Origin of the sequence: Streptomyces luomodiensis, from assembly GCF_031679605.1 — a bacterium.
Classification (GTDB): Bacteria; Actinomycetota; Actinomycetes; order Streptomycetales; family Streptomycetaceae; genus Streptomyces; species Streptomyces luomodiensis.
Genome location: NZ_CP117522.1, coordinates 5,502,207 through 5,520,383, shown reverse-complemented (window position 1 = coordinate 5,520,383; position 18,177 = coordinate 5,502,207). Strand labels below are relative to the sequence as shown.

Sequence of the window (18,177 nt, the reverse complement as noted above, 5' to 3'; positions counted from 1 at the left end):
CAGACGGAAGGGGCTCCTCCGGAGTTACCCACAGGTCCCCCAGGTTGTCCACAGGCCAGGAAAAGCGTTGGACCCGCCGTGAAATACTGGGTTTGCCCATACCACCACTATCGGAATGGCACCTCACCCATGGCTTCGGTCCCCTCTCTCGCCGCTTCGGTCCACCAGCGCCTCGCGGACGCCCTCTCGGCCGCCCTGCCGGAGGCCGGCTCCGCGGACCCGCTGCTGCGACGAAGCGACCGGGCCGATTTCCAGGCCAACGGGATGCTGGCGCTGGCCAAGAAGCTCAAGGGAAACCCCCGCGAGCTGGCCTCGAAGGTGGTGGCGCACCTGCCGGTCGCCGCCACCTCGGCCGACCCCGATCCGGTGATCGCGGACATCGAGGTCTCCGGCCCCGGCTTCCTCAACATCACGATCGCCGACTCCGCGATCACCGCGACCCTCGCCGCTCGCGCCGCCGACGACCGCCTCGGCGTGCCGTACGCGCAGGCGCCCGGCACCACGGTGATCGACTACGCCCAGCCGAACGTGGCCAAGGAGATGCACGTCGGCCATCTGCGCTCGGCGGTGATCGGCGACGCGGTGGTGCGGATCCTGGAGTTCGCGGGCGAGAAGGTGATCCGCCGCCACCACATCGGCGACTGGGGCACCCAGTTCGGGATGCTCATCCAGTATCTGATCGAGCACCCGCATGAGCTGGACCACAAGGACGCCGCCTCCGGTGAGGAGGCCATGTCCAATCTGAACCGGCTCTACAAGGCGGCGCGGGCGCTCTTCGACTCCGACCCGGATTTCAAGGAGCGGTCCCGGCGGCGGGTGGTGGACCTCCAGGCGGGCGACGAGGAGACCATCGCCCTGTGGCGGAAGTTCGTGGACGAGTCGAAGATCTACTTCTACTCGGTCTTCGACAAGCTCGACATCGAGATCCACGACCCCGACGTGGTCGGCGAGTCGGGTTACAACGACATGCTGGCCGAGACCTGCCGGCTGCTGGAGGAGTCCGGCGTCGCCGTCCGCTCCGAGGGCGCCCTGTGCGTCTTCTTCGACGACATCAAGGGCCCCGAGGGCAACCCGGTGCCGCTGATCGTCCAGAAGTCCGACGGCGGCTTCGGCTATGCCGCCACCGACCTGTCCGCGATCCGCGACCGGGTGGGAAACCTGGAGGCCGACACCCTGCTGTATGTCGTGGACGCCCGGCAGTCGCTGCACTTCAAGATGGTCTTCGAGACCGCCCGCCGGATCGGCTGGCTCAATGACCGGGTGCACGCCGTACAGCTCGCCTTCGGCACGGTCCTGGGCAAGGACGGCAAGCCGTTCAAGACCCGCGCGGGCGAGACGGTGCGGCTGGAGGACCTGCTGGACGAGGCGACCGAGCGGGCGGCGGCCGTGGTCCGGGAGAAGAGCGAGAAGCTCGGCCTCACCGAGGAGGAGATCCTCGAGCGCGGCGCCCAGGTGGGCATCGGCGCGGTGAAGTACGCGGACCTGTCCACCTCCGCGTCGCGTGACTACAAGTTCGACCTCGACCAGATGGTCTCGCTCAACGGCGACACCTCGGTCTACCTCCAGTACGCGTACGCCCGGATCCAGTCGATCCTGCGCCGCGCCGGGGAGGACCAGCGGCCGCTGGCCCACCCCGAGCTGCCGCTGGCCCCGGCCGAGCGGGCGCTGGGCCTGCACCTCGACCAGTTCGGGGAGACGCTGCGGGAAGTGGCCGCGGGGTTCGAGCCGCACAAGCTGGCCGGGTATCTGTACCAGCTGGCCTCGCTCTACACGACCTTCTACGACCAGTGCCCGGTCCTGAAGGCGGAGGGCGGCCCGGCCCAGGTGGAGAACCGCCTCTTCCTGTGCGACATCACGGCGCGGACGCTGCGGCAGGGCATGACCCTGCTGGGCATCCGCACCCCCGAGCGCCTCTGAGCCCTCCATATGCGAAGCGCCCCGCCCCCGCGAGAGGGGGCGGGGCGCTTGGCGTACCTCGGCGTCAGCGGCACAGCACATCGTGCTTGGGCCGCGCACCGGTCAGCAGGAAGTCCGTCACCCGCCGGTCCGCGCAGGCGCTGCCGTTGTTCACCGCATAGGCCGCGCCGTGCCCCATCGCGTCCACGCTGACCATCCGGGCCCGGTCGCCGAAGGCGCGCCGCAGGTTGAGCGCCCCGCTGTACGGGGTGGCCACATCGCGGGTGTTCTGCACCAGCAGAACGTTCGACGGGCCCCGATCGGTGATCCGCACCGGCTTGTCCCGCGGAGCGTCGTGCCAGAACGCGCAGGGGGTGACGTTCACCGGCATGCCGGCGGTCAGCGGGTGGCTCTTGCGGCTGGCGGCGACATCCCGCGTGTACCGGGACAGGGACGTGGGCCATTCCACGTCGTTGCAGATGGTCGCCAGGGACACGGCCGCCACGTCCTGGGTGGGGTCGGCCGGTGCCGCGGCGGGCGCCTTGCCGGCGTCCGCGTCGACGATCAGCTTGGCCAGGCCCTCGAAGTTCTCCGGGGAGTACAGGGCGCTCAGCATGCTCTGGCGGAGCATATTGCCGTTCAGCTCGGGCGGGTTGGCGCCGGGCCACGGCAGCGGCTTCGCGTCCAGCCGGGCGGCGAGGTCCAGGACCCGGCGGCGCACCCCGTCGGGGGTGTCGGCGAGCCGGACGGGGCTGTCGGGGGCGGAGGCCCAGGCGGCGAAGTCGGGGAAGGTGTCCTCGACGCCGACGGCGTAGTTCGCGAGCCAGCCGCGCTCCACCCGCTCCGGGTCCGGATCGTCGTTGCTGTCCAGCACCCAGCGGTCGGTGTGCTCGGGGAACAGCTGCGCGTAGACGGAGCCCACGTACGTCCCGTAGGAGACCCCCCACGCGGACAGCTTCCGCTCGCCGAGCGCCCGGCGGATGCTGTCGATGTCCCGCGCCTCGTTGATGGTGCTGAGGCTGCGCAGCAGCTCACCGCCGTTGCGGGCGCAGGTGTCGGCGATGCGGCGGCCGGTGGTGACGTTCTGGGTGATGTCCCCGCCGGGGGCGGGCCAGGGGCGGGAGGCGAGCAACGACAGATCGGCGGGGTCCAGATCGCATCCGGCGTGCGTGGACTGCCCCAGGCCGCGCGGGTCGAAGCTGACGATGTCGTACGCATCCCGCACCGACCGCGGCAGCCGCTTGCCGTACGTGGTGGGCCGGTCCAGGCCGGGCGACCCCGGGCCGCCCGGGATCAGCAGCAGCGTGCCCCGGCGGGCCCCCGGCCGCTCGCTGGGGATGCGGGAGACGGCGAGGGAGATCCGCTTGCCGCCGGGGTCGCGGTAGTCCAGCGGCACCTTCAGCGTGGCGCACTCCTGCCGGGGGTCGAGTCCGGTCCCCTCACAGGCCCCCCAGCTGAGCGTGGCGGCGGTCGGGTCGGTCGGCGGTCCCGGGGTCGCGCCCGCGGCGGAGGCGGTGCCGAGGAGGGAGGCGGTGGCGGCGGTGGCGATGGCCAGAGCGGCGGTTCTGCCGGTCGTCAGTCTCATGGGCACAAGCCTTGTCGCACCGGTCTGCCGTTCCCATCCGGGCAACCGGCCGCCCCGTCCGGGGGATAACCCCACGGACACGCGCCAGGCGTACCGCCGCGCACGTAGCATTCACGACACATTTCCCGGACCGGGACAACCGCTCACCGTCCCAGCCCGTCCAACCCCGTGCATCCCTTGTCATCAAGGAACGTCATCAAGGAACGTCATCAACGAACACATTGGGGGCTTGACCATGCGACGGTGGGGAACCGCACTCGCGGCGACGGTGCTCGCGGGCGGCGCGCTGGCGGCGACGGCGGGGACGGCGGGGGCCGTCACACCGGCCACGTCCACCGCCACGGCCACGGCGGCGGCCTGTGCGACCGGCTGGGGCAGCGGCGAGAAGACGGTCGAGCCGGCCGGCCACGCACCGCTGGCGGACATCAGGACCGGCCGGCACGCGTGCTTCGACCGCATCGTGTTCGACGTGCCGGGCGCCACGGCCGCCGATCGCGTCGGATACCGCGTGGGATACGTGGACACCCTGCACCAGGACGGCTCGGGCGAGGAGATCCCGGTCGACGGCGCGGCGATCCTGGAGATCCGCGTGGCCGCGCCGAGCTATGACCCGGGAAGCGGTGCGGAGTCGTACCCGGGGCGGGCCCGCGAGCCGCTGCCGGGGGTGGACGTCACCGGCTACCAGACCTTCCGGGACACCCGCTTCGGTGCCAGCTTCGAGGGCGAGACCCAGATCGGCCTCGGGGTGCGCGCACGGCTGCCGTTCCGGGTCTTCCAGACGGACGGGCATGTCGTGGTGGACGTGGCGCACTCCTGGAACGCGGTGAGTGGAACGCGGTGAGCCGAGCCGCCCCGGAAGCACGATCGGGGCCTGTCCCCGCGACCTTGGGTGACGGTCGCGGGGACAGGCCCCGTGGCATGCGACGAGCCCGTGGGCCTACTTGCTGAAGCCGTAGTTCAGCAGCTTCTTCGCGTCCGCCGTGCGGTTGTCCACCGAGGAGGAGGCGAGGACCGTGCCGATGACCGTCTTGCCGTTCCGGGTGGCGGCGAAGACCAGGCAGTACTTGGCCTCCGGGCCCGAGCCGGTCTTGACGCCGATGGTGCCCGAGTAGCCGCTCAGCAGGGGGTTGGTGTTGGTCCACGACATGTAGCGGTAGCCGCCGTTCTTCGTGGTCACCTTCTGCTTCGTCGACTTCGTCTTCACGACCGTGCGGAACGTGGAGTACTTCATCGCGCTGCTCGCGAGCTTGGTCAGATCGCGCGGCGTCGAGTAGTTCGCGCCGTGCCCGATGCCGTCGAACGAGTCGAAGTGGGTGTTCGTCAGCCCGAGCGACTTGGCGGTGGTGTTCATCTTGCCGATGAACGACTTCACCCGCGCGGCCCGGGTGGAGCCGGTGCCGAACTTGTCCGCCAGGGCGTACGCCGCGTCACAGCCGGACGGCAGCATCAGCCCGTAGAGCAGCTGGCGGACGGTGACCTTGTCGCCGACGATCAGCTTGGCCGAGGAGGCCCAGTTGTTGTCGACGATGTAGTCGCTGTATGCCTTCTGGACCGTGACCTTGGCGTCCAGGTTGAGGTTCGGCTGCGCGAGCACCACCCGAGCGGTCATGATCTTGGTGGTGGAGCCGGTGGAACGGCGGGTGTCCGCGGCCTTGGTGAACAGGCTCTTTCCGGTGCCGTTGTTCATCACGAACCCGCCCTTGGCGGTGATCGTGGGAGTAGCGGTCGTCGCGGCCTGCGCGGAGGCGGTGAACGCCCCCGCCGTCAGCACGGCTCCAGCGGTGATCGCGACCGCGGATACGCGACGTAGACCCTTCATGCCGGTTTTCAAGGTGAATATCTCCATATGCCCCTGGCCTGCGGCCACATAACAGGGCCGCTCCCTCATGTGACGCGCGAGGCCGCCCAATGGATGTGCCTTCTGCCGAGATTTCCGGGAAATTCGCCCGGGTGCGCGCCTGGCCGCGCCCCCGAAGCTCACCGCAGCTGGGAGTCCACCGCCGCCGGGTCGAAGAGGGCGTCGGCGACCATATGGGCCGCGCCCGTGACACCCGCGCGGGTGGCCAGCGGGGAGAGGACGACCCGCAGATCCCGGGTGGCCAGGGGCAGCGAACGGCGGTACGTGACCTCCCGGATACCGGCGATCAGATGCTCCTGGGCGTGCGCGAGCCCTCCGCCGACCACCAGGATCGAGGGGTTGAGCAGGCTGACCGCGTCGGCGACGCCCTGGCCGAGCAGGCGCCCGGCGTGGCGCAGCAGCCGTACGGCGTCGCCGTTGCCGGAGCGGACCAGATTCACCACGTCGTCGGTGGTGGCCACCTCGTGCCCGGCGGCGGTGAGGTCGCGCACCAGCGCCCAGCCGCCGGTCAGCGCCTCCAGGCAGCCGGAGTTGCCGCAGCGGCACAGGGGCGCGTCCGGGGAGGTCTCGTCGAGGCCGGGGGCGGGGATGTGGCCGATGTCACCGGCCGCGCCCTGGGAGCCGTGGTGGAGCCGTCCGCCGAGGACCAGGCCGGAGCCGATACCGGTGCCCGCCTTGACGAAGAGCAGGTGCTCGACATCGGGCCAGTTGACCCGGTGCTCGCCCAGCGCCATCAGATTGGTGTCCTTGTCGGCCAGCACCAGGCAGTCGTAGGTCTCGCGGAAGAAGTCCGGCACCGTATAGCCGTCCCAGCCGGTCATGATGGGCGGGCTGACCACCCGGCCGGTGCCCGACTCGACCGGGCCCGGCACCCCGACGCCGATCCCGCGCACCCGGTCGGCGGACTCGCCCGCCTCCTTCAGCAGCCGCTGGAAGTCGGCGGCCACCTGACCGAGCACCACCTCCGGGCCCTCGGCCACATCGAGGTCGCGGCGGTGCGCGGCGAGGACGTCACAGGCCATGTCGGCGAGCGCGGTGTGCACATGGCTGCCGCCGATGTCGGCGACCAGCAGCACCCCCGAGTCGGGGCGCAGCCGGAAGGAGCCGGCGGGGCGGCCGCCGGTGGAGTCGGCCGCGCCGGAGATCTCCAGATAGCCCGCCTCGGTGAGCGCCTCCAGCCGGGTGGCCATGGTGGACCGGGAGAGTCCGGTGGCCGCCATCAGCTGGGCGCGGGTGGTGGCCCGGCCGCCGCGGATGAGCGCCAGCACCGCCCCCGGGCCCGTGGGATGCGCCTGGGGTGGCTGACCTGCCGAGACCGCCTCCGTCACTGGGCCCTGTCCTCCACTGCTCACGCTCTGTTCGGTGCCGCGTACACGGTACCTCCCTTTACGACCGAGACCCAAGAAACTTATGTATTGCCTTCACGCAAAAGATGCGTAACATCGAGCACGCAATGACGCAGCACACGCCCGAAGGGCAGGCAGGAGAAGGGATCGCCATGAACGACCTCGGAGTGCACGCACTCGTGTGGACCGGCGACTGGACCCCCGAGGGCGCCCGGACCGCGGCCGCCCGCAGCCGCGAGGCCGGGTACGACCTGGTCGAGATCTCCCTCCACGACCCCGAGATCGTCGATGTCCGGGCCACCCGCGAGGCGTTCGCCGCACACGGACTCGGCGTCGCCTGCTCCCGCGGCCTCGCCTTCGACTCCGACGTCTCCTCCGACGACCCGGAGACCGCCGCCCGCGGCGAGGCGCTGCTGCGCCAGGCCCTGCACCTCACCCATGACCTCGGCGGCCACTACTTCGGCGGGGTGCTCTACAGCGCGCTCGGCAAGTACGGCCACCCGCCGACCGCCAAGGGCCGCGAGCACGCCGTCCAGGCCGTGCGCAGGCTGGCCGCCGAGGCCGACGGGCTCGGGGTGACCCTCGGCCTGGAGGTCGTCAACCGCTACGAGTCCAACCTGGTCAACACCGCCCAGCAGGGCCTGGAGCTGATCGACGAGATCGGCGCCGCCAATGTGCTGGTCCACCTGGACACGTACCACATGAACATCGAGGAGCAGGACTTCTCCCGCCCGGTCCGGGCCTGCGGCGACCGCCTGGGCTACGTCCACATCGGCGAGTCCAACCGCGGCTACCTCGGCTCCGGCACCGTGGACTTCCCCGCCTTCTTCCACGCTCTCGCGGACATCGACTACCAGGGCCCGATCACCTTCGAGTCCTTCTCCTCCGCCGTCGTCGCCCCCGGCCTCTCCCACGACCTCGCCGTCTGGCGCGACCTGTGGACCGACGGCGCCGACCTCGCCGCCCACGCCCGCTCGTACATCGCCGACCAGCTCAAGGCCGCCCGCGCGACGGTCTGAGCGCCCCCTCCCGCACGACGGTCCGCACACCCCGTCCCGTAAACTCCCCGAAACCGCCGAAAGCGCCCGCTATGACTCCCCAGCAACTCCTTGAGCGCGCTCAGCGCCTGGCCGACGCAGGCGGCCGCCGCCTGCTCGGCATCGCCGGACCGCCCGGGGCCGGCAAGACCACCCTGGCCGAGTACCTGGTCGACGCCCTCGGCTCCGACCGGGCCGTCCTGGTGCCGATGGACGGCTTCCACCTCGCCGATGTCGAACTGCGCCGGCTCGGCCTGATCGGCCGCAAGGGCGCACCGGAGACCTTCGACCCGTACGGCTACACCGCGCTGCTGCGGCGGCTGCGGGCGCCGCGCCCCGAGGAGACGGTGTACGCGCCGGGGTTCGACCGCGCACTCGAGCAGCCGGTCGCGGGCACCATCCCGGTACCGCCGCAGGTCCCCCTGGTGATCACCGAGGGGAACTACCTGCTGCTCGACGAGGCCCCCTGGCGCCCGGTCCGCGAGCTGCTGGACGAGAGCTGGTGGGTCGACCTGGACACCGAGGAGCGGGTGCGCCGGCTCATCGACCGCCATGAGCGGTTCGGCAAGGCCCGCGACGAGGCCGAGCGCTTCGTCCTCACCTCCGACGAGGCCAACGCCCGGCTGGTCGCCCCCGGGCGGGCGGCGGCCGACTTCGTGGTCAGGGGCGCCTGATGACCGGCACCCTGAACCTCGGAGCCGTCGACTGGTTCCTGCTCGCCGTCTACTTCGGCGCGATCATCGCCATCGGCGTCTACACCAAGCGGGCCATCCACACCACCGGTGACTTCTTCCTCGCCGGGCGCTCGATGCCCGCCTGGATCACCGGCCTGGCCTTCATATCCGCCAACCTCGGCGCCCTGGAGATCATCGGCGGCGCGGCCAACGGCGCCCAGTACGGGGCCGCCGCGGTGCACTTCTACTGGCTGGGCGCCATCCCCGCGATGGTCTTCCTCGGCGTCGTGATGATGCCGTTCTACTACTCGACGCGGGTGCACAGCGTCTCGGAGTATCTGCGCCGCCGCTTCAACAACCAGACGCACCTGCTCAACAGCGTCGTCTTCGCCGTCGCCCAGATGCTCCTCGCGGGCGTCAACCTCTTCGCGCTGGCCCTGATCGTCAAACTGCTGATCGGCTGGCCGCTGTGGCTGTCCATCCTGCTGTCGGCGGTCTTCGTGCTCGGCTACATCACCCTGGGCGGGCTCGCGGGCGCCATCTACGGCGAGGTGCTCCAGTTCTTCGTGATCCTCGCCGGGCTGATCCCGATCGTTGTCATCGGACTGCACTACGTGGGCGGCTTCAGCGGCCTCAAGGAGGCCGTGCAGGACCCCAGCCTGCTGCACACCTGGCAGGGCACCACCCCGGGCCACTGGACCAATCCGCTGGGCGACTGGATCGGCCTCGCGATGGGCGAGGGCTTCGTCCTCGCCTTCGGCTACTGGACCACCAACTTCGCCGAGGTGCAGCGGTCCCTGGCCGCCAAGGACCTCAACGCGGCCCGCCGCACCCCGCTGATCGCGGCCTTCCCCAAGATGGCGCTCCCGCTGTTCACTGTGGTCCCCGGCATGATCGCGGTGGCCATCATCCCCAAGCTGGGCAAGCCCGGCGGGCCCACGTACAACGACGTCATCCCCGAGATGATGCAGCGCTTCCTGCCCAACGGCGTGCTCGGCATCGCGCTCACCGGACTGCTCGCCGCCTTCATGGCGGGCATGGCGGCCAACATCTCCGGCTTCAACACGGTCTTCACCTACGACATCTGGAAGCCGTACGTGGTGCGCGGCCGCGACGACCGCTACTACCTCAAGGCCGGGCGCTACGCCACGGTCGCGGGCATCGCGGTGAGCGTCGCCGCCGCGTTCGTCGCCTCCGAGTACAACAACATCCAGAACTACATCCAGCTGCTGTTCTCGTTCTTCAACTCGCCGCTGTTCGCGACCTTCCTGCTGGCGATGTTCTGGAAGCGGGTCACCCCGTGGGCGGGCTTCTGGGGCATGCTGTCCGGCACCGCCGCGGCGGCCGCGGCCCACCTCTCCGCCTACCACATCGGCTGGTTCTACCCCGGCGGCCAGGTCGGCTCCCACGACACCATCAACGCCCAGATGGCCAACTTCTACGGCGCGCTCTTCGCCTTCGTCGTGGACGTGGTCGTCACCGTCGCGGTCACCTTCGTCACCAAGCCCAAGCCGGTGTCCGAACTGGCCGGCCTGGTCTGGGGCCTGCCCGACCCCGACTCGCCGGACGCCCATGAGGCGACCGTGCGCCAGCCGTGGTGGAAGTCCCCGGTGGTGCTGGGCTGCATCATCCTGGCACTGACGGCGGGCTTGAGCGTCTGGCTGGTGGTGGCCGTATGAATGGAGAGAACCCCATGACCCCGGGAAAGACCTTCGACGTGCGATGGCTCATCGCCGGGCTGCTCGGCCTCTACGGCGCGGTGCTGACCGTCCTCGGCCTCACCGACAGCCCCGCCGAGGTGGCCAAGGCCGACGGCATCCGCATCAACCTGTGGATCGGCCTGGGCCTGCTGGCCGTCGCCGTCGCCTTCGCGGCCTGGGCCAAGCTGGCGCCGCAGGGACGCGAGTGAAACGGGACCGGGCCGGACGCGCGGGGTGCGCGTCCGGCCCGGTCCCGTACCGGGGACGTACCTACTCCCCCCGGTTCAGCCGCTGCGCGACCTCCGTCGCCCAGTACGTGAGGATCATCCCCGCGCCCGCGCGCCGCAGGGAGGTCAGCGACTCCATGATCGCGCGGTCGCGGTCGATCCAGCCCCTGGCCGCGGCCGCCTCGACCATCGCGTACTCGCCGGAGACCTGGTACGCCGCCACCGGCACGTCCACGGCGTCGGCGATCTGGCGCAGGATGTCCAGGTACGGCAGGCCCGGCTTCACCATGACCATGTCCGCGCCCTCGGCCAGGTCCAGCTCCAGCTCGCGCAGGGACTCCCGGACGTTGGCCGGGTCCTGCTGGTACGTCTTGCGGTCGCCCTTGAGGGACGAGCCCACCGCCTCGCGGAACGGGCCGTAGAAGGCGGAGGCGTACTTCGCGGTGTAGGCGAGCATCGACACGTCCTGGTGCCCGGCGGCGTCCAGCGCCTCGCGGATCACCCGGACCTGGCCGTCCATCATCCCGCTGGGGCCCACCGTGTGGACGCCCGCGTCGGCCTGGACGCGGGCCATCTCGGCGTACCGCTCCAGCGTGGCGTCGTTGTCCACCCGGCCCTCGGCGTCCAGCACCCCGCAGTGGCCGTGGTCGGTGTACTCGTCCAGGCACAGGTCGGACATGATCACCAGATCGTCGCCGACCTCGTACCGCACGTCCCGGATGGCCACCTGGAGAATGCCGTCCGGGTCGGTGCCCGCCGTGCCGGTGGCGTCCTTCTTGGACTCCTCCGGGACGCCGTAGAGCATGATCCCGCCGACGCCCGCCTCGACCGCCTCGGCCGCCGCCTTCCGCAGGCTGTGCCGGGTGTGCTGCACGACGCCCGGCATCGCCTCCAGCGGCACCGGCTTGGTGATGTCCTCCCGCAGGAAGGCCGGCAGGATCAGGTCCGCCGGATGCAGCCGGGTCTCCGCGACCATGCGCCGCATCGCGGGCGTGGTGCGCAGCCGGCGCGGCCGTGCGCCGGGGAAGCTGCCGTACGTGGTGGTCAAGAGCGTGCCCTTCTACGTGATCCCGGCCGTCGCTCGCTGGGACGGGTGACCGGCTCCCCGGCCTCGATCGCGGCCTGCCGCCGCGCCGCCCCGAAGTCCGCGAGCGCCTCGGCGAGCTTGAGCACCGAGGGCTCGGGCGACAGCACATCCACCCGCAGTCCGTGCTCCTCCGCGGTCTTCGCGGTGGCCGGGCCGATACAGGCGATGACAGTGACATTGTGCGGCTTGCCCGCGATGCCGACGAGGTTCCGCACCGTGGACGACGAGGTGAACAGCACCGCGTCGAACCCGCCGCCCTTGATGGCCTCACGGGTCTCGGCCGGCGGCGGCGAGGCGCGCACCGTGCGGTACGCCGTCACGTCGTCGACCTCCCAGCCCAGCTCTATCAGCCCGGCGACCAGGGTCTCGGTGGCGATGTCGGCCCGCGGCAGGAAGACGCGGTCGATCGGGTCGAAGACCGGGTCGTACGGCGGCCAGTCCTCCAGCAGCCCGGCCGCGGACTGCTCACCGCTGGGCACCAGATCCGGCTTCACCCCGAAGTCGATCAGCGACTTGGCGGTCTGCTCGCCCACCGCCGCGACCTTGATCCCGGCGAACGCGCGGGCGTCCAGCCCGTACTCCTCGAACTTCTCCCGTACCGCCTTGACCGCGTTGACCGAGGTGAAGGCGATCCACTCATAGCGCCCGGTGACCAGGCCCTTGACCGCGCGCTCCATCTGCTGCGGGGTGCGCGGCGGCTCCACGGCGATGGTCGGCACCTCGCTGGGCACCGCGCCGTAGCTGCGCAGCTGGTCGGAGAGCGAGGCGGCCTGCTCCTTGGTGCGCGGCACCAGGACCTTCCAGCCGAACAGCGGCTTGGACTCGAACCAGGACAGCTGATCGCGCCGGCCGGCCTCGCTCTGCTCGCCGACCACGGCTATCACCGGCTGGGCGCCCTGCGGCGACGGCAGCACCTTCGCCGACTTCAGCACCTGGGCGATGGTCCCCAGCGTCGCGGTCCAGGTCCGCTGGCGGGTGGTGGTGCCGCCGACGGTGACGGTGAGCGGGGTGTCCGGTTTGCGGCCCGCGGCCACCAGCTCACCGGCGGCGGCGGCCACCGTCTCCAGGGTCGCGGAGACCACGGCGGTCGCGTCGGACGAGCCGATCTCGCTCCAGCAGCGCTCATCGGCGGTCAGTGCGTCCACGAAACGCACGTCCGCGCTGTGGGCGTCGCGCAGCGGCACCCCCGCGTAGGCGGGCACGCCCACCGCGGCGGCCACACCGGGCACCACCTCGAAGACGATGCCCTCGGCGGCGCAGGCGAGCATCTCGTCGGCGGCGTAACCGTCGAGGCCGGGGTCGCCCGCGACCGCGCGGACGACCCGCTTGCCGCCGCGCGCGGCCGTCATGACAAGATTGGCGCTGTCCCGGAGTACCGGGACGGCGGCGGTGCCTGACGACACATCAGCGTCCGCCTGCTGCGGTGTGCCCTGAGCGTCCGCGGCCACGCCCGGCCTGACGTGCTTACGCACCACGTCGAGCACGTGCGGGTCGGCGATCAGTACGTCCGCGGCGGCCAGTGCCTCCACGGCGCGCAAGGTCAGCAGGCCCGGGTCTCCGGGGCCCGCACCGAGGAAGGTGACGTGTCCGCAGCCGGGGTGGTTAGGGGCGTTGGGGTTCAAAGTGCTCGCTCCCCCATAAGACCGGCCGCACCCTTGGCAAGCATCTCGGCAGCGAGTTCGCGACCGAGGTCCGCGGCCTCACTGGGCGATGCCGGTACGGGACCGGTGGTGGACAGCTGCACCAACGTCGTGCCGTCGGTGGTGCCGACGACGCCGCGCAGGCGCATTTCGGTGACAACCTGACCGTCGGCCAACAGGTCGGCCAGAGCACCCACGGGTGCGCTACAGCCGGCCTCCAGGGCGGCGAGCAGGGAACGCTCGGCGGTCACGGCGGCCCGGGTGTGCGGGTCGTCGATCTCGGCGAGCCGGGCGATGAGCGCCCCGCTGGACGCGGCACACTCCACCGCCAGGGCCCCCTGGCCGGGGGCGGGCAAAACATGGTCGACATCGAGCAGCTCGGTCGCCTCGCCGATCCGTCCCAGACGGATCAGACCGGCGGCGGCGAGCACCACGGCGTCCAGCCGTCCCGACCGGACGTAGCCGATGCGGGTGTCGACGTTGCCGCGGATCGGCACGGTCTCGATGTCGAGGCCGAAGGACCGGGCCCATGCGCTGAGCTGGGCCGCGCGGCGCGGGGACCCGGTGCCTATCCGGGCCCGGGGCGGAAGCCCGGCGAAGGTGAGCCCGTCCCGGGCGATCAGCGCGTCGCGCGGGTCCGCACGGCGCGGGATCGCGGCGAGCGTCAGCCCCTCCGGCTCCTCGGTGGGAAGGTCCTTCAGCGAATGCACGGCCAGGTCTATCTCACCGCTCAGCAGCGCCTCGCGCAGCGCCGAGACGAAGACGCCGGTGCCGCCGATCTGCGCCAGGTGCTCCCGCGAGGTGTCGCCGTACGTGGTGATCTCGACCAGTTCCACGGGGCGCCCGGTGACCTCGCGCACCTGGTCCGCCACCAGGCCGGACTGGGCCATGGCCAGCGCGCTGCGGCGGGTGCCCAGCCGCAGCGGCGTGGGGTCGGCGGGTGCGGGGGTGGCGGTCATGCCCGGCCTCCCTTCGGGTCGTGCGGTTCGGCGGTGCGGGCCGAGCCGTCGGCGCGGCTGACGGCGGCGACCGCCTGCGGGTCCAGGTCGAAGAGCTCACGGAGGGCGTCCGCGTAACCGGCGCCTCCCGGTGTGCTCGCGAGCTCCTTGACCCGCACGGTGGGCGCGTGCAGCAGCTTGTCGACGACCCTGCGCACGGTCTGCGTGATCTCGGACCGCTGCTTGTCGTCCAGATCGGGAAGGCGCCCGTCGAGCCGGGCGATCTCGCTGGCGACGACGTCCGCAGCCATGGTACGCAGCGCGACCACCGTCGGCGTGATGTGCGCGGCGCGCTGGGCCGCCCCGAAGGCGGCCACCTCGGCGGAGACGATGGCCCGCACCTTGTCCACGTCGGCGGCCATCGCCCCGGCCGAGGTGCCCGCCGCGCCGGACGGATCGGCGGCGGCCTCGGCGAGGGACTCGATGTCCACCAGGCGCAGCCCCTCGATCCGGTGCGCCGCCGCGTCGATGTCCCGCGGCATCGCCAGGTCCAGCAGCGAGACCTCCGTCCCCGGGCCGGAGTGGGCCCCGGGCGGACAGGTGGCGCGCTGGGCGAGGGCGGTGCGCAGCTGCTCGGCGGTCAGGACCAGGCCGGTCGCGCCCGTACAGGACACCACGATGTCGGCGTGCGGCAGCTCGGCGGCCACCCGGTCGCGCGGTACGGCGCGGGCCACCAGACCCGCGCGCAACGTTTCCGCACCGGCGGAAGTGGCCTCGGCCGGGGTGGCCGCGTGCTGCTGGGCCAGGGACTCCGCCAGGCGCAGCGCCCGCTCCAACGTCCTGTTGGCGATCACCAGTTCTGCCACACCGGCGCGCGCGAGCGTCGCCGCGGCCAGCGAGGACATCGAACCGGCACCGATCACCAGGGCGCGCTTGCCCCGCGCCCACTCCGCCACCGGCGCGCCCTGGGCCAGCTGCTCCAGGCCGAAGGTGACCAGCGACTGGCCCGCCCGGTCGATACCGGTCTCGCTGTGGGCCCGCTTGCCGACCCGCAGCGCCTGCTGGAAGAGATCGTTCAGCAGCCGCCCGGCGGTGTGCAGCTCCTGCCCCAGCGCCAGCGCGTCCTTGATCTGGCCGAGGATCTGGCCCTCGCCGACGACCATCGAGTCCAGCCCGCAGGCCACCGAGAAGAGGTGGTGGACGGCCCGGTCCTCGTAGTGGACGTAGAGATACGGGGTGAGCTCGTCCAGTCCGACGCCGGTGTGCTGGGCGAGCAGCGTGGACAGCTCGGCGACCCCGGCGTGGAACTTGTCCACATCGGCGTAGAGCTCGATGCGGTTGCAGGTGGCCAGCACCGCGGCCTCGGTGACGGGCTCGGCGGCGAGGGTGTCCTGCACCAGCTTCACCTGCTCGTCCCCCACCAGGGCGGCGCGCTCCAGCACGCTCACGGGCGCGCTGCGGTGGCTCAGTCCGACGACGAGGAGACTCATGCCGGCATCACGGCGGGCACATCCCCGTCAGGTCCTTGCCGGCCGCTGTCGGCAGCGGTGGCGCCGGGGGGCGCGCGATGGGGCGCCACGGGAGGCGGTGGAACGGCCGCCGCGGCCCCCTCCTCCGGGACGGCGACGTCCTCGCCCGCCTTGCGCTGCTCGTGGAAGGCGAGGATCTGCAGCTCGATCGAGAGGTCGACCTTGCGCACGTCCACCCCGTCCGGAACGGACAGCACGGTGGGCGCGAAGTTGAGGATCGAGGTGATACCGGCGGCGACGAGCCGGTCACAGACCTGCTGGGCCGCGCCCGCCGGGGTGGCGATCACGCCGATCGATACGCCGTTGTCCGTGATGATCTTCTCGAGCTCGTCGGTGTGCTGCACCGGGATGCCCGCGACCGGCTTCCCGGCCATGGTGGGGTCGGCGTCGATCAGCGCGGCGACCCGGAAACCACGGGAGGCGAAGCCGCCGTAGTTGGCGAGCGCGGCGCCGAGATTACCGATACCGACGATCACGACGGGCCAGTCCTGGGTGAGCCCGAGCTCCCGCGAGATCTGGTAGACGAGGTACTCCACGTCGTAGCCGACACCACGGGTGCCGTACGAACCGAGGTAGGAGAAGTCCTTGCGCAGCTTGGCCGAATTGACGCCGGCCGCGGTCGCCAGTTCCTCGGACGACACCGTCGGCACCGAGCGCTCCGAGAGCGCGGTCAAGGCACGCAGATACAGCGGTAGCCGGGCGACGGTGGCCTCGGGGATCCCTCGGCTTCGGGTCGCCGGTCGGTGAGTTCGGCCAGTTGCCACGGTGCTCCTGCGGGTAGAGCGAGGCTGCGGGCGGCCGGGTGCTTCATGACCGCCCCATCGACAGCAGGCTATGTCTTTGTGAACGCGTGCACAAAGATGGTGTCCGCTTTGTCCGAGCAAAGTGACCGGTCTCACGCCTCTTTTCGGGCTGGTCGCGGAACCACGACCGGCCTCACGCCGTTCCCGGCAGGCACGCTCGCACCGCTGGGCCGCCGACGGGAGCACAGGCCCTCACTCCTCACCTTTTTACCCCCGGACAGCAACAAAACGCCCACGATCGTAATCGACCGGGGACCCACTTCCGAACCCGTCGGATTCCGCACCCGGACGCCCCGGCCCCACCTCCATGGGCGCCGGCCGGACCACACCGGCGGGCACAATTGAGGACATGAGTCCGTTGCTGCGCCGCACCCCGCGCAAGAAGCCCACCGAACGCACGGTCACGCTGATCGGCAAGCCCGACTGCCACCTCTGCGAGAACGCCGAGGCCGTGATCGAGCAGGTCTGCGGCGAGCTGGGCACCCCCTGGGAGAAGAAGGACATCACCCAGGACGCGGAGCTGTACCGCGCGTACTGGGAGCAGATCCCGGTGGTGCTCATCGACGGCGAGCAGCACGACTTCTGGCGGGTGGACCCCAAGCGGCTGCGCACCGCGCTCGGCGGCTGACGCGGCGGCCGACGCCGGCCCTTCGCCGTCCCCCCGCGCCGCTCCCTTCGCCGCCTCCTTCGCCGCCTCCCTTTCGCGTAACCTGAATCGGCCCGACACCCGGGCGTAATGGGATGCGCCGGAGCGCTGGCTATGCTCCCTCCATGGCCGCACTGGGATGGTTCACCCGACGTCGACGACCCGCCACCGAGCGGAGCGTCCTCGCCGGAGAGGCATCGGCCGAGGCCGCGCGCAAGTCGTCGGCCGAGGCCCCCGCACCGCAGGCCCCCGCCGAACCGGAGTTCCCCGTCGTCGGGGACGAGCGGGCCGCCGCCTTCTTCGACCTGGACAACACGGTCATGCAGGGCGCCGCGCTCTTCCACTTCGGCCGCGGCCTCTACAAGCGGCACTTCTTCCGCAAGCGCGAACTCGCCCGCTTCGCCTGGCAGCAGGCCTGGTTCCGGATGGCCGGTGTCGAGGACCCGGCGCACATGGAGGACGTGCGCAGCAGCGCCCTGTCCATCGTCAAGGGCCACCGGGTCGCCGAGCTGATGTCCATCGGCGAGGAGATCTACGACGAGTACATGGCCGACCGCATCTGGCCCGGCACCCGCGCTCTCGCCCAGGCCCATCTGGACGCCGGTCAGCGGGTCTGGCTGGTGACCGCCGCCCCGGTCGAGACGGCGACGATCATCGCCCGGCGGCTCGGCCTGACCGGGGCCCTGGGGACGGTGGCCGAGTCCGTGGGCGGCGTCTACACCGGCCGGCTGGTCGGCGAGCCGCTGCACGGCCCGGCCAAGGCCGAGGCCGTACGGGCGCTGGCGGCGGCCGAGGGCCTGGACCTCTCCCGCTGCGCGGCCTACAGCGACTCCTCGAACGACATCCCGATGCTCTCGATCGTGGGCCATCCGTACGCGGTGAACCCGGACACCCGGCTGCGCAAGCACGCCCGGGAACACGGCTGGCGGCTGCGCGACTACCGCACCGGCCGCAAGGCGGCCAAGATCGGCATCCCGGCGGCGGCCGGGGTGGGCGCGGTGGCGGGCGGCACGGCGGCCGCCGTGGCCCTGCACCGCCGCCGCCGCTGACCACCAACGGCCACCCACCACTGGCCACCGGCGCCCGCGCACCCCTGACCACCGACGGCCACCCACCCCTGGCCGCCAACGCCCGCGCACCCCTGACCGCCGACGCCCGCGCACCCCTGACCGCCAACGCCCGCGCACCCCTGACCGCCAACGGCCACCCAC

The 18,177-nt window shown here is 71.6% G+C and carries 16 protein-coding genes; 8 read left to right on the top strand and 8 right to left on the bottom strand.

Annotated elements, in window-relative coordinates:
- Positions 1–129: 129 nt before the first annotated feature.
- Positions 130–1,917 carry an arginine--tRNA ligase gene (gene argS / locus PS467_RS23275; RefSeq protein WP_311036876.1) on the top strand — a complete coding sequence of 596 codons (1,788 nt, stop codon included), beginning with the start codon at positions 130–132 and terminating at the stop codon, positions 1,915–1,917.
- A gap of 64 nt (positions 1,918–1,981) precedes the next feature.
- Here the strand turns inward: argS and PS467_RS23270 are convergent, their stop codons facing one another.
- The gene (locus tag PS467_RS23270; protein WP_311036875.1) at positions 1,982–3,481 is read right to left on the bottom strand and encodes an alpha/beta hydrolase; all 1,500 of its coding nucleotides are present in this window, start codon (positions 3,479–3,481) and stop codon (positions 1,982–1,984) included.
- 235 nt (positions 3,482–3,716) lie between these two features.
- Here PS467_RS23270 and PS467_RS23265 point away from each other — a divergent pair, with 235 nt between their 5' ends.
- Entirely contained in the window at positions 3,717–4,322 is a 606-nt protein-coding gene (locus PS467_RS23265) for an AMIN-like domain-containing (lipo)protein (RefSeq protein ID WP_311039938.1), read from the top strand.
- A 96-nt stretch (positions 4,323–4,418) separates the two neighbouring features.
- Here the strand turns inward: PS467_RS23265 and PS467_RS23260 are convergent, their stop codons facing one another.
- The gene (locus PS467_RS23260) at positions 4,419–5,300 is read right to left on the bottom strand and encodes a D-alanyl-D-alanine carboxypeptidase family protein (RefSeq protein ID WP_311036874.1); all 882 of its coding nucleotides are present in this window, start codon (positions 5,298–5,300) and stop codon (positions 4,419–4,421) included.
- A gap of 158 nt (positions 5,301–5,458) precedes the next feature.
- Complete coding sequence (locus PS467_RS23255) at positions 5,459–6,667, bottom strand: ROK family transcriptional regulator (RefSeq protein ID WP_311036873.1); 1,209 nt, start codon at positions 6,665–6,667, stop codon at positions 5,459–5,461.
- A 170-nt stretch (positions 6,668–6,837) separates the two neighbouring features.
- Between PS467_RS23255 and PS467_RS23250 the strand changes: the two genes are divergently transcribed.
- The 4 genes from PS467_RS23250 to PS467_RS23235 all read left to right on the top strand — a co-directional run bounded on the left by PS467_RS23250 (position 6,838) and on the right by PS467_RS23235 (position 10,305).
- Positions 6,838–7,704 (top strand): sugar phosphate isomerase/epimerase family protein, encoded by an 867-nt coding sequence (locus tag PS467_RS23250; protein WP_311036872.1) that lies wholly within the window; start codon positions 6,838–6,840, stop codon positions 7,702–7,704.
- 71 nt (positions 7,705–7,775) lie between these two features.
- Positions 7,776–8,396, top strand: coding sequence for a nucleoside/nucleotide kinase family protein (locus PS467_RS23245; protein WP_311036871.1), 621 nt, complete (start codon positions 7,776–7,778; stop codon positions 8,394–8,396).
- Positions 8,396–10,075 carry a sodium:solute symporter family protein gene (locus tag PS467_RS23240; RefSeq protein WP_311036870.1) on the top strand — a complete coding sequence of 560 codons (1,680 nt, stop codon included), beginning with the start codon at positions 8,396–8,398 and terminating at the stop codon, positions 10,073–10,075. Before PS467_RS23245 ends, PS467_RS23240 begins: the two co-directional genes overlap by 1 nt.
- A gap of 14 nt (positions 10,076–10,089) precedes the next feature.
- Entirely contained in the window at positions 10,090–10,305 is a 216-nt protein-coding gene (locus PS467_RS23235) for a hypothetical protein (protein ID WP_311036869.1), read from the top strand.
- A gap of 61 nt (positions 10,306–10,366) precedes the next feature.
- Here the strand turns inward: PS467_RS23235 and hemB are convergent, their stop codons facing one another.
- From hemB to PS467_RS23210, 5 genes are read right to left on the bottom strand one after another with little or no spacing between them, the layout of a single operon-like run.
- Complete coding sequence (gene hemB / locus PS467_RS23230; protein ID WP_311036868.1) at positions 10,367–11,371, bottom strand: porphobilinogen synthase; 1,005 nt, start codon at positions 11,369–11,371, stop codon at positions 10,367–10,369.
- The gene (locus tag PS467_RS23225) at positions 11,368–13,032 is read right to left on the bottom strand and encodes a bifunctional uroporphyrinogen-III C-methyltransferase/uroporphyrinogen-III synthase (protein ID WP_268973590.1); all 1,665 of its coding nucleotides are present in this window, start codon (positions 13,030–13,032) and stop codon (positions 11,368–11,370) included. The genes hemB and PS467_RS23225 overlap by 4 nt, the downstream gene beginning before the upstream one ends.
- Entirely contained in the window at positions 13,029–14,009 is a 981-nt protein-coding gene (gene hemC, locus PS467_RS23220; protein ID WP_311036867.1) for a hydroxymethylbilane synthase, read from the bottom strand. The genes PS467_RS23225 and hemC overlap by 4 nt, the downstream gene beginning before the upstream one ends.
- Positions 14,006–15,478 (bottom strand): glutamyl-tRNA reductase, encoded by a 1,473-nt coding sequence (locus tag PS467_RS23215; RefSeq protein WP_311036866.1) that lies wholly within the window; start codon positions 15,476–15,478, stop codon positions 14,006–14,008. The genes hemC and PS467_RS23215 overlap by 4 nt, the downstream gene beginning before the upstream one ends.
- Positions 15,475–16,281: a redox-sensing transcriptional repressor Rex gene (locus PS467_RS23210; protein WP_311036865.1), complete on the bottom strand. Its 807-nt coding sequence runs from the start codon at positions 16,279–16,281 to the stop codon at positions 15,475–15,477. The genes PS467_RS23215 and PS467_RS23210 overlap by 4 nt, the downstream gene beginning before the upstream one ends.
- 388 nt (positions 16,282–16,669) lie before the next feature.
- On the opposite strand from PS467_RS23210, the gene PS467_RS23205 reads away from it, so the two are divergent.
- Both PS467_RS23205 and PS467_RS23200 read left to right on the top strand, forming a co-directional pair.
- Entirely contained in the window at positions 16,670–16,948 is a 279-nt protein-coding gene (locus PS467_RS23205; protein ID WP_268973584.1) for a glutaredoxin family protein, read from the top strand.
- 143 nt (positions 16,949–17,091) lie between these two features.
- Positions 17,092–18,015 (top strand): HAD family hydrolase, encoded by a 924-nt coding sequence (locus PS467_RS23200; protein WP_311036864.1) that lies wholly within the window; start codon positions 17,092–17,094, stop codon positions 18,013–18,015.
- The last annotated feature ends 162 nt before the right edge of the window (positions 18,016–18,177 follow it).